11 protein-coding genes and 1 pseudogene are annotated in these 11565 nt (G+C 69.2%); 7 read left to right on the forward strand and 5 right to left on the reverse strand.

The window, feature by feature from the left end:
• The first annotated feature begins 44 nt into the window (after positions 1-44).
• The 4 genes from fliD to FOY91_RS12910 all read left to right on the forward strand — a co-directional run bounded on the left by fliD (position 45) and on the right by FOY91_RS12910 (position 3559).
• A complete protein-coding gene (gene fliD / locus FOY91_RS12895; RefSeq protein ID WP_145152514.1) occupies positions 45-1643 on the forward strand; it encodes a flagellar filament capping protein FliD in 1599 nt (532 codons plus the stop codon).
• Positions 1644-1717: 74 nt separating this feature from the next.
• Complete coding sequence (fliS, locus tag FOY91_RS12900) at positions 1718-2110, forward strand: flagellar export chaperone FliS (protein ID WP_145152517.1); 393 nt, start codon at positions 1718-1720, stop codon at positions 2108-2110.
• 91 nt (positions 2111-2201) lie between these two features.
• Positions 2202-2405, forward strand: a complete 204-nt coding sequence (locus FOY91_RS12905; RefSeq protein ID WP_145152520.1) for a hypothetical protein — start codon at positions 2202-2204, stop codon at positions 2403-2405.
• Positions 2406-2542: 137 nt separating this feature from the next.
• Positions 2543-3559, forward strand: coding sequence for an SDR family oxidoreductase (locus tag FOY91_RS12910; RefSeq protein WP_145152522.1), 1017 nt, complete (start codon positions 2543-2545; stop codon positions 3557-3559).
• 46 nt (positions 3560-3605) lie between these two features.
• Here FOY91_RS12910 and gyrB read toward each other — a convergent pair whose 3' ends face one another.
• Entirely contained in the window at positions 3606-6065 is a 2460-nt protein-coding gene (gyrB, locus tag FOY91_RS12915) for a DNA topoisomerase (ATP-hydrolyzing) subunit B (RefSeq protein ID WP_145152525.1), read from the reverse strand.
• An 84-nt stretch (positions 6066-6149) separates the two neighbouring features.
• Positions 6150-7244 carry a DNA replication/repair protein RecF gene (gene recF / locus FOY91_RS12920; protein WP_145152528.1) on the reverse strand — a complete coding sequence of 365 codons (1095 nt, stop codon included), beginning with the start codon at positions 7242-7244 and terminating at the stop codon, positions 6150-6152.
• Positions 7245-7334: 90 nt separating this feature from the next.
• Here recF and FOY91_RS12925 point away from each other — a divergent pair, with 90 nt between their 5' ends.
• Together FOY91_RS12925 and FOY91_RS12930 are read left to right on the forward strand one after the other, a co-directional pair.
• Complete coding sequence (locus FOY91_RS12925) at positions 7335-8069, forward strand: hypothetical protein (protein WP_145152530.1); 735 nt, start codon at positions 7335-7337, stop codon at positions 8067-8069.
• Positions 8066-8788 (forward strand): hypothetical protein, encoded by a 723-nt coding sequence (locus FOY91_RS12930; protein WP_162527226.1) that lies wholly within the window; start codon positions 8066-8068, stop codon positions 8786-8788. The genes FOY91_RS12925 and FOY91_RS12930 overlap by 4 nt, the downstream gene beginning before the upstream one ends.
• A 194-nt stretch (positions 8789-8982) precedes the next feature.
• Here the strand turns inward: FOY91_RS12930 and dnaN are convergent, their stop codons facing one another.
• From dnaN to FOY91_RS12945, 3 genes are all read right to left on the reverse strand, one after another.
• Positions 8983-10098 carry a DNA polymerase III subunit beta gene (gene dnaN, locus FOY91_RS12935; protein WP_145152534.1) on the reverse strand — a complete coding sequence of 372 codons (1116 nt, stop codon included), beginning with the start codon at positions 10096-10098 and terminating at the stop codon, positions 8983-8985.
• Positions 10099-10177: 79 nt separating this feature from the next.
• Positions 10178-10594: a hypothetical protein gene (locus tag FOY91_RS12940; protein ID WP_145152537.1), complete on the reverse strand. Its 417-nt coding sequence runs from the start codon at positions 10592-10594 to the stop codon at positions 10178-10180.
• Between the two features lie 64 nt (positions 10595-10658).
• Positions 10659-11228 (reverse strand): outer membrane protein, encoded by a 570-nt coding sequence (locus FOY91_RS12945; RefSeq protein ID WP_145152540.1) that lies wholly within the window; start codon positions 11226-11228, stop codon positions 10659-10661.
• Between the two features lie 139 nt (positions 11229-11367).
• On the opposite strand from FOY91_RS12945, the pseudogene FOY91_RS12950 reads away from it, so the two are divergent.
• Positions 11368-11565, forward strand: a pseudogene (locus FOY91_RS12950) (hypothetical protein); the annotation flags it as partial.

Raw genomic sequence — 11565 nt, forward strand, 5'->3', positions numbered from 1 at the left:
GCCCGTGCGATGCCGTTAACAGCCATGAAACGGGGTGACCGACCATGACTTCAATCGCATCATCGCTGGGCGTGGGATCGGGCCTCGATACGACGTCGATCGTCGAGAAGCTGACGGCTGCCGTGAAGGAGCCCAAGGAAGCTGCGATCAAGAAGCGCGAGACGACCAACACCGCCAAGATATCGTCGCTGGCCAGTGCGGTCAGCGGGATCGATACCTTCTCCACCTCGCTCACCGCGCTGATTTCGGGCGGCACCTTGTTCACCCAGCCCAATTCGTCGGACACGTCGATCGTCTCGGCCAGCGCCATCGCGGGCGCGCGGATCGGCAACCTCTCGGCCACGCTGGAGATCAAGCAGCTGGCGCAGGCGCAGACGGTCGTCTCCGGCAACCTCGGCGGGAACACCGCCACCGTGGGGGCGGGTACACTGACGCTGACGACCGCCAACGGCACGTTCGACATCACGACGAGCGAGACCGACACGCTGGACGATCTGGCCAAGAAGATCAGCGGCGCGGGTGCGGGCCTGGCCGCCAGCGTGGTGCAGGACAGCAAGGGCGCCCGGCTGGTGGTGAAAAGCGCCACCGGCGCGGCCAAGGCGTTCACCGTCACCACCGATGCCGCCGCCGACGGCCTCGGCCGCTTCACCTACGATGCCGCCGCGACGAGCAACCCGACGAGCCTTGCGCAAAAGCCGCAGGATGCGACGATCGTGTACGACGGGGTGGAGGTGACGCGGGCGACCAACAGCATCTCCGACCTCGTGCCCGGCGTGAAGCTGGACCTGAAAAAGGCGGCCGAGGGCACCACGGTGACGCTGGGCACCACCCGCCCGACCACCGCGATCACCAACGCCGTCACCGATTTCGTCGACACGTACAACGCGCTGAAGTCGATCCTCGACGAGGCGACGGCATCACGCGCGGCGGATGGCAGCGGCGGCGGCCCGCTGCGCGGCGACTATGGCATCCGCGACATGCAGCGGCAGTTGAGCAAGCTGACCTCCACCGTGCTGGGTGGCAGCGGCACTGGGCCGAAGACGCTGGCCGAGATCGGCGTGAGCACCAACCGCGACGGCTCGCTCGCGCTCGATACCGCCAAGCTGAACTCGATGCTCGCCAGCGACCCGGACGGGGTGGAGGCGCTGTTCAACCCGACGCAGACGAGCAGCAGCCCGCTGCTGAAGATCGGCAGTGTGGTGGGGCGCACCGCACCCGGCAGCTACAAGATCGAGAACGTCACCACCTCGCCGCTGGCCGGCACGATCGCGGGGTTCCCGGCGCTCGTCTCCGGCACCAGCCTGATCGCGTCCGCCTCCTCGCCCGCCGCCGGCCTCGTGCTGAACGTGAGCGGCGACGTGGCGAGCGCCACCATCACCATCGATGCCGGCATCGGCGGCGCGCTGAAGGCGATCCGCGATTCGCTGCGCGGTACGGACGGCGCGCTCGCCACCGCGCAGGCGGCGGCCAAGAAGGAAACCACCCCCATCCCCGATGCAGGGCTAAAGAGGGAGGAGGGGGTGCCCGCCTACAGCAACCGCCTGTCCACCTCGTTCGGCACGATGGACACGCGCGTGGCGGCCTACAAGGCCACCCAGAGCTATCTGGACCAGCAGATCAAGCTGTGGACCAACGACAGCTAAAACTGCCGTCCGATCGACCGTAAACCTAACTGACAGAGCATGGCGGCGCGGTTCGCGGCCATGAGGGGAAAATCATGTACAAGCCGTTCGGAAGCTATGGCCGCGCAGGCGCGCAGTATCGCCAGATCGACGTTTCCACCCGCGTGGAAGGCGCCTCGCCGCACCGGCTGGTGGCGATCCTGTACGAGGAACTGCTCGTGTCGATCGCCACGATGGGCCAGGCGATCCGCGTGGGCGACATCGTGCGCCGGGGCGAGAGCCAGTCGAAGGCGCTGGCCATCGTCGGCGGGCTGGAATCGGGCCTCGATTTCGAGCAGGGCGGCGAGATCGCCCGGCTGATGGTGACGATCTATGCCGAAACCAAGCGCCTGCTGATCCGCGCCGCGCGAGAGAACGACATGGCGCCGAGCGACGAGGCCCGCAAGCTGGTGGCCGAGATCGCGACCGCCTGGAACGCGATCGCCTGATCCTCTCCAGGGTGTGACGCGCGCCACTGCGCGCGGGCATCGGGCAGGGCACGAAGGATGCGCGTCGCAGCATCCATCGGAGACAGACCCCATGGCCACCCGACCCGACCCCATCCGCCTGATCCACGACAATGATCCCGCCTGGATCATCGAACTGTGGCTGCGGATCCACGACGGCCGCCCCGCCCCGGTCACGGCGGAGCGGATCAACAAGGCGGCGCTGGAAGCGCTAAGAGCGCTCTCCGCGCATCTCGAACCGGGCAAGCAGCGCGCGGTGAAGGCGGCGCTCGACTGATCCGCCGGCGAACGCGGCGTCGGCCCGGCCGCCGCCGCGTTCGCGGATTAACCCGCCGCCGTATGAACTTAACCGGCGCATCGACGGTTCTGGGTCGGCACACCCGCCATGCGGCGGCGACGATCCGGAGGCGACCAATGGTAGACGAAGGCACATCGCGCAGGGCGATACTCGGCGGGGCGGCGATCGGGCTGGCGGCTGCCGCCGGGCCGGCACTGGCGCAGGGCGGGGCGGCGATGGCGGCCGGCGGGACATCCCCGGCGACACCGCCGGTGCCGCTGCGCGATCCACGCACCAAATATACCAGCACGCCCTTCCCCGAGCAGCGCCAGCCGTGGCCGGCGCTGCAATCCAAGATGACGCCCCGGCCCGATTGCGGCGAGACGAGCTACCGTGGTTCAGGCCGGCTCGCCGGGCGCAGGGCGCTGGTGACGGGCGGGGACAGCGGCATCGGCCGCGCCGCCGCGATCGCCTTCGCCCGCGAGGGGGCGGACGTGGCGATCAACTATTACCCCACCGAGGAGCCGGACGCGCGCGAGGTGGCGGACCTGATTCGCCAGGCCGGGCGCAAGGCGGTGCTGATCCCCGCCGACATCCGCACCCAGCGCGCGTGCGAAAAGGTGGTGGCCGATGCGGTGAAGGGGCTGGGCGGCCTCGACATCCTCGTCAACAACGCCGCCTACCAGCAGAGCAAGGTGGACATCAGCGAGATCAGCGACGAGCAGTTCGTCCGCACGTTCGAGACGAACATCTTCGCCATCTTCCGCATCAGCAAGGCGGCGATCCCGTCGCTGCCGGCAGGCGCGGTCATCATCAACACCGGTTCGGTCAATTCCTATGATCCGGGCGAGGAACTGCTCGACTACGCCTCCACCAAGGGCGCGATCCTGATCTTCACCAAGGGGCTGGCCAAGCAACTGGCGAAGAAGGGCATCCGCGTGAACATGGTCGCCCCCGGCCCGATCTGGACGCCGTTGCAGGTGGCAGGCGGTCAGTTGCCGGGCAAGCTGGGCGAATTCGGGCAGGATACGCCGCTCGGGCGCGCGGGCCAGCCGGCCGAACTGGCGGGGCTGTACGTGGCGTTGGCCGAAGATACGGCGAGCTTTTCCACCGGCACGGCAGTGGGCGCGCATGGCGGGCACGGCAACCCGTAAGGTCGTGAGGCGGGCGGCATGGTTGTCGCCCGCCCCTCACGCTCGATCAGACGTCGAGGTTCGCCACCGACAGCGCGTTTTCCTGGATGAATTCGCGGCGCGGCTCCACCACGTCGCCCATCAGGCGCGTGAAGATTTCGTCCGCCACATCGGCCTGCGCGACCTCCACCTGCAGCATTGCGCGGTTGGCCGGATCGAGCGTGGTTTCCCACAACTGTTCCGCGTTCATCTCGCCCAGACCCTTGTAGCGCGAGATCGCCAGCCCCTTGCGCCCGGCGGCGAGGATCGCGTCGAGCAGTTCGGACGGGCGCGTTACCGGCTTGCCGCGCGTATCGACCGGCGGGGCGTCGTCGCCCTCCGCCGGCTTGTCCGCGGCCTTGAGCGTCACGAGGCGGGCGGGGCGGGCGTAGCTTTCGGCCTGTTCGGCCGCCAGCGCGTGCAGCTTGCGCGCCTCGGCCGAGGCGACGAACGCGCCGTCGATCACGTGATGATCGGCGACCCCGCGCCACATCCGGCGGAAGTGATAGCCGCCGTCGTCGGTCGCCGAGCCGGACCAGCTGGCCTCCAGATCGGCGCGGCCCGCCCATGCCGCCACCGCCGCCGCCGAGGCGTCGCGATCGCGGTTGGCCGGATCGAGCGCGCCGAGCAGCGCCAGCGCCTCCACCAGCGCCGCATCGTAGCGGCGCGGCGCATAGGCCATCAGCGTCCGCATCCGCCGCGCGTGATCGACCAGCGAGCGCAGGTCCGCGCCCGATCGCGTGCCCTCGGCGCTTTCCAGCACCATCAGCCCGACGCCGGCATCGACGAGATACTCGTCGAGCGCGTTATTGTCCTTCAGATAGACCTCGGACCGGCCCTTGGCGACTTTGTACAGCGGCGGCTGGGCGATGTAGAGATGTCCGCCGGTGATGATTTCCGGCATCTGGCGATAGAAGAACGTCAGCAGCAGCGTGCGGATATGCGCGCCGTCCACGTCGGCATCCGTCATGATGACGATCTTGTGGTAGCGCAGCTTGGCGATGTTGAAGTCGTCGCGGCCGATGCCGGTGCCCATCGCCTGGATCAGCGTGCCGACTTCCTTGGAAGACAGCATCCGGTCGAACCGCGCGCGTTCCACGTTCAGGATCTTGCCCTTGAGTGGGAGGATCGCCTGATACTGGCGGTCGCGCCCCTGCTTGGCCGATCCGCCGGCCGAGTCACCCTCGACGAGGAACAGTTCGGACTTGGCGGGGTCGCGCTCCTGACAGTCGGCCAGCTTGCCGGGCAGCGAGGCGATGTCCATCACCCCCTTGCGGCGGGTGAGTTCACGGGCCTTCTTGGCGGCCTCGCGCGCGGCGGCGGCGTCGATCACCTTCTGCACGATCGACTTGCCGTGCGCGGGGTTCTCCTCCAGCCACTCCGCCAGCTTGTCGGCGATCAGCGATTCCAGCGGCTGGCGCACCTCGGACGAGACGAGCTTGTCCTTGGTCTGCGATGAGAATTTCGGGTCGGGCAGTTTTACCGAGACGATCGCGGTCAACCCCTCGCGCATGTCGTCGCCGGTCAGCGTCACCTTCTCCTTCTTCAGGAGGCCGGACTTTTCGGCATAGTTATTGATCGTGCGGGTCAGCGCGGCGCGGAATGCGGCCAGATGCGTGCCGCCGTCGCGCTGCGGGATGTTGTTGGTGAACGGCAGGACCTGCTCGTAATAGCTGTCGTTCCATTCCAGCGCGACGTCGATGCCCACGTCGTCGCGCTGGCCGTGGACCATGATCGGCTCCGGCATCAGCGAGGTCTTGGCGCGATCGAGATATTTCACGAAGGCGGCGGTGCCCCCCTCGTAGAACAGTTCCACCTCGCGGCGCTCGGCATGGCGCGCGTCGATCAGGAACAGGCGCACGCCCGAATTGAGGAACGCCAGCTCGCGGTAGCGATGCTCCAGCTTGTCGAAATCGAAGTCGGTGATCTTGAACGTGTCGGCGCTGGGCGTGAAGGTGACGCGCGTGCCCTTCTTGCCGTTGGCCGGGCCGACCACGCGCAGCGGCGCCACGGCATCGCCGCGACGGAACTGCATGGTATGCTCCTCCCCGTCGCGCCAGATCGTGAGATCGAGCACGTCGGACAGCGCGTTCACCACCGACACGCCGACGCCGTGGAGGCCGCCCGACACCTTGTAGGCGTTGCTGTCGCTGGCGTTATCGAATTTTCCGCCGGCATGAAGCTGGGTCATGATGACCTCGGCGGCGGAAACGCCCTCCTCGCTGTGGATGCCGGTGGGGATGCCGCGGCCGTTGTCCTCCACCGAGACCGAGCCGTCGGGGTTGAGCGTGATCTCGATCCGGTCGCAATGGCCGGCCAGCGCCTCGTCGATCGCGTTGTCCGATACCTCGAACACCATGTGGTGCAGGCCGGAGCCGTCGTCGGTATCGCCGATATACATGCCGGGGCGCTTGCGGACCGCATCGAGGCCTTTCAGAACCTTGATCGAATCGGCGCCGTAATCGTTCGTCTGGGGAGTGCTTGCCATCGGCGGCATATAGGGATTCGGGGGGCGGAACGAAAGCGTTTTGGGGGTGCCGTAGCACCCCTGTGCCAGCGCAAGCGGGAGGGATCAGCCGCCTTCCATCACAGCCCCGCCCGATACCGTCAGGCGCGTCGCCTTCGCGCCGATCCCGTCGAACAGGGCGGCTTCCGTCCCCGTCATCCACACCTGCCCGCCGGCCGCCGCCAGCCGATCGAACAACGCGGCGCGGCGCAGCGGGTCGAGGTGGGCGGCGACCTCGTCCAGCAGCAGGATCGGCCGCCGCCCGCTCGCCTCGGCCACCAGATCGGCGTGGGCCAGCACGATGCCGAGCAGCAGCGCCTTCTGCTCGCCGGTGGAGCAACGGCCGGCTGCCTGCGCCTTGTCCAGATGCGTGACGGCCAGATCGCTGCGGTGCGGGCCGGCCAGCGTGCGCCCGGCGGCGGCATCGCGGCCACGCCCGGCGCGCAGGTCGGCGGCGAGCGCGGCGTGCGCGTTCGGGGCCGGGCGCCAGCCTTCGATCGCCAGCCCGGCGCGCGCGAACGGGCCGGCGGGCTGTCCGGCCAGCCGTGCCGCAAGCGCCGCCACCGTACGGTCGCGCGCGGCGGCGACGGCCGCGCCATGCTCGGCCATGCCCGCCTCCAGCGCCGCGAGCCACGCGGGATCTGCCCCCTCCGGCTCGGCCAGCAGCTTGTTGCGCGCGCGCATCGCCGCCTCGTAGCGGGCGGCGTGCTGGCCGTGGCCCGGCTCCAGCGCCAGCACCAGCCTGTCGAGGAAGCGCCGCCGCCCGCTCGCGCCCTCGCCGAACAACCGGTCCATCGCGGGGGTGAGCCACAGCAGCGCCAGCCATTCGCCGAGCGCATTGGCGGCGGCCCCCGCGCCGTTGATCCGCACCTGCCGCCGTTCGGGCGCGGTGGCGAGCGTGCCGGTGCCGATCTCGATCGCGCCCGCCGGCAACGCCAGCTGCGCCGCCACCGCAAAGCCGCCCGGCCCGTGCCCGCGCGCCATCTCCGAGAGGGTCGCCTGCCGCAACCCGCGCCCGGGGGCGAGCAGCGAGACGGCTTCGAGCAGGTTCGTCTTGCCCGCGCCATTCTCCCCGGTCAGGATCACCAGCCCCGGCCCCGCCTCGATCGCGGCATCGGGGTAGGAGCGGAAATCGGTGAGGCGGAGGCGGGTGACGGCCATCGCTCCTCCCTAGCCGGCTGGCCGCCGCGCGCCACCCCTTGCCGCGCGGGCGGGCGGGCCTAAGGTCTGTTGCTTCACCCGGAGACACCCATGCGCCACGTCCTCGCCTTCGCTTTCGCCCTGCTGGCCGCAGCCCCGGCCACCGCCGGCGTGCGCGCCACCTATGCCACGCCGGGCGAGGCGAACCCGCTGGTGGTGGAGGTGGCGGACAATGGCGACGCGCGGGTGGGCGAGGCCGGCGGGGACGATTACGGCCTGCTGGTGGGCGGGCAATTCTACATGGTCGGCGGCAAGCCGGGCGAATGGACGGTGGCGCGCATCGCCGACATCGCCCGCGCCATCGACGGCACGCTCGGCCCGACTCTCGGCGGCGCGATCTTCGGCGATGTCCTCGCCGCCGCCGGCCCGCCCGCACCGAAGGCCACGATCCGCAGCACGGCGCAGGGCAGCCGCACCGTGGGCGGGCAGCGCGGCACGGTCTACGCCGTCGCCGGCCTCGATCATGAGAAACCCGACGCCACGATCGAGGTGGTGGCGAGCGACGATCCCGCGCTGCGCCCGGTCGGCCGCGCGCTGGAAGGTTTCATGAACGCCGCGATGATCCCCGCCGCGCCGCTGCTGGGCGCCGGCGCGGGCGAGCTGATCGCCGAGACGCGGGTGATCTTCGCGCTCGGCACGCCGCTGTCGTCCGCCGGGCGCTTCACCTTGCAGAAGGTGGAGCAGGGGACGATCCCGCCCGCGCGCGTGGCGCTGCCCGACGCGCCCGTCACCTACGAGACGCTGCTGACGAAGATGCGCGCGCTGGTGCCGGGGAAGGCGAAATGACGATGCGGGCGATGGCCCTCATGGCGCTGCTGATCGGCGGCGCGCAGGCCGAGGCGGGGGTCCGCGCCAGCTACCGGATCGCGGAGGAGAAGACGCCGCTGATCGTCGAGATCGCCGACAACGGCGATGCCAGCTTTGCACAGCCGGGCGGGGAGGTGCGGGTGGTGGTGATGGGCGGCCACGCCTTCATCGTCGGAGAGTTCGACGATGGCTTGCAGACCGTCAGCCTGATGGACCTCTCCCGCGCGTTGCAGAAAACCGGAACGCCGAGGCTGGAGCTGGACGAGCCGATCCCGGCCATCTCCCCCGCGCTCGACAATCTCGTCGCCAGGCCCGTGGGTACCCGGTCGGTGGCCGGCGTCAGCGGGACGGTCTACCGGATGACGGCCGGCAAGGGCGTGACGATCGAGGGCGGCGACGAACTGGTGGCCACCGGCGCGCCGGAACTGCGATCGATCGGCAAGGCGGCCGAGGTGATCCTTGCCGAGGGCGGCGGCGTGCTCACACTCTTCGAGGAGGCCGGCCCGTTCGTGGCGCGCGCCGTGCGCCTGCTCAGTCGGCTGGTGACGCTGGGGACGCCGCTGGAATGGAAGGGCATCTACGAATTGCGCGGGCTGGAAACGGTCCGCATCCCACCGGAGACGATCGCGCTGCCCGGCCCGCCGGTATCCCCGGAGGCGCTGGTCGCTCGGATCAGGGCGCTCACGCCGGGCACCTGATCGGGCGGGGTGGCGAGCGGAGGTTCGGCTGGTGCCGCACCCGAGCTGTCGGTCTGGAACGTGCGTTCGCCTGATCTTGCACGTCCCGTCGAAGGCGCAGTGCCGTTCACGAGGGGCAACGGCCGGCGGTTGCCGGAGCCACGTCTCCGATCGTCACCGCGCCGGTCCGGCCGGCGCGGTGTAAAGGGCTGGATTCAGACCCGCATCGGCATCAGCACGTACAGCGCCGGCGCGGTGTCGTTCTCGCGGATCAGGGTGGGGGCGGCGGCGTCGGCGAGGTGGACCTCCACCGAATCACCCTCGATCTGGCCGAGGATGTCCATCAGATACCGCGCGTTGAAACCGATCTCGAATTCCGTCGAAGTGTAGGCGCCGGGCACTTCCTCCGCCGCCGTGCCGTTCTCCGGGCTGGTGACGGACAGCGTGATGCGGTCTCGCTCCAGCGCCATCTTCACCGCCCGCGTCTTCTCGCTGGCGATGGTCGCCACGCGGTCGACACCCTGCATGAAGCTCTTGGGGTCGAGCTTGAGCAGCTTGTCGTTGCCGGTCGGAATGACGCGCGAATAATCGGGGAAGGTGCCGTCGATCAGCTTGGAGGTGAGGATCGCGGTGCCCAGATCGAAGCGGATCTTGGTGGGGGAGAGCGAAACCTCGATCGTGCCGTCCACCTCGTCCAGCAGCTTGCGCAGTTCGGCCACGCATTTGCGCGGCACGATCACGTCGGGCATCCCCTCGGCCCCTTCCGGGCGCGGCACGGTGACGCGGGCGAGGCGGTGACCATCGGTCGCGGCCGCCTTCAGTACCGGGGTGCCATCGGCCTCCGCCACGTGCAGGAAGATGCCGTTCAGATAATAGCGCGTCTCCTCGGTGGAGATGGCGAAGCGGGTCTTGTCGATGATCTGCTTCAGCGTGGCGCAGGGCAGCTCGAACTTCGTCGGCAGCTCGCCCTCGGCGATCACGGGGAAGTCGTCGCGCGGCAGGGTGGAAAGGTTGAAGCGCGCGCGGCCGGCCACGATCAGCATCTTGCCGTCCGCCGCGGTGATCTGCACCTGCGATCCCTCCGGCAGCTTGCGCGCGATATCGAACAGGGTGTGGGCCGAAACGGTGGTGGCGCCGGGCGTGTCGACCGTGGCGGCGGCGGTATCCACCACCTGCAGGTCGAGATCGGTCGCCATCAGCTTGAGCGCGCCATCGGCCGAGGCCTCGATCAGCACGTTCGACAGGATGGGGATGGTGTTGCGCCGTTCGACCACCGACTGCACGTGGCTGAGGCATTTCAGGAGTGTCGCCCGCTCGATCGTCGCCTTCATGTCGTCCCCAGTCTTACCGCCCCGTATGCGCGCGGACGGGCGTTATAGCGCGGGAGCAAAAGGAGGCCAGCGGATTTCCTCACGAGTCTATGTCGGCGAAGAGTGTCGACTCGCGTCCGCTCACCCACCATGTCCGGCCGGTGACGGTACCGCTGAAACCACCGAGCAGGCCAAGCCAGTAGGTCTGGATATTGTCGCCGATGAGCATCATGCACATGACGGGAACCGACAAGCCCGCGATCCCGCCGCCGATTATGTAGGCCGTCGCGCTCTCCCGTCCGGCCCTGCGAAGCAGCGCGGTGAATGGCAGGCCGATCAGGAGGCTGCACGTCAGGACGATGGGAAGTGCGATGATGAAGGGCAGCGTCGCCAGATAAAGCCCGGTCAGCAAGCCTCCGTGCATGGCGACACTGAACCCGACGAAGGAGGTGATGAGCATCAACGGCACGGCAGGCGCGAGCGATCCGACCAGCACCGATTTGACGAACGCCCGCATCCGTCCGTTCAACCAGAGGCGAGAAGGGCGGGCAAGGCCTATGGCCCCGCCCGCCCCGCTCGGATCAGAAGCGGAAGCCGAAGCCGCCGACGACCTGGTTGCGCGACAGGCCGTCCTCGTAGTTCGAGTAGCGATACTCGGCCTTCACATAGCTGTTCGGCCCGATCGCATATTCCGCACCCGCGCCGACGCGCACGCCGTCGAAGTTGCCGCGATCGAGCGTCGTCTCGGTCGTCCCGTTGTCCGAGGTCAGCTTGAAGCGAGCATTGGTATAGCCGGCCTTGGCGTAGAGCAGGACGTTGCTCCCCACCACGGTGCCGACACGGCCGCCGACGTACAGGTCGCGCGCGGCCTTGGCGCACAGGCGCGGGTTGAGCGCGGTCTGGGCGCCGGCACATGCCTTCACGTTCGAATCGGCGAATTCGCCTTCGAGGCCGACCAGCAGGCCGCCGCGCTGCACGTCGTAGCCGCCGGCGACGCCGTAGTTGACGTCGTCGTCATGCCCGCCGTTGGCGCCGATGCGATCCCAGCCGACGATGCCTTCGACGCGGGCGCCGGTGAACGGCGCTTCCTGCGCCAGCGCCGGGGTGGCCACGGTCGTCGCCGCGATCAGGGCGAGGGTGAGATTACGCATGTTGAACTCCGTTCGATGATGGTCGCGCCGCACGGGGCGGGGCCGCTCCAAGCGCATGGTGATCCTGTCGGCTGCATGAACGAAGCCGGATCGCCCGCCGGGTGTTGCATCGCCGCCACAAAGCCCCGATGGAGCGGGAATGGGCCTTTTCGTGCGACTTTCGCTGCCATTGCTGATCCTTGCCGTCACCACCGGCGCAGCGCCCGCGCGGGAGACGCTGGGGCTGTACGAAAGCTGGGCCGCGTTCCGCGATACGGCCCCGCCGCGCTGCTACGCCATCGCCGAGCCGGTGAGCGCCCGCGTGGCGGCGGGGCGGCCGTTCGCCACGATCGCCTAC

This window comes from Alterirhizorhabdus solaris (assembly GCF_007785815.1).
Classification (GTDB): domain Bacteria; phylum Pseudomonadota; class Alphaproteobacteria; order Sphingomonadales; family Sphingomonadaceae; genus Alterirhizorhabdus; species Alterirhizorhabdus solaris.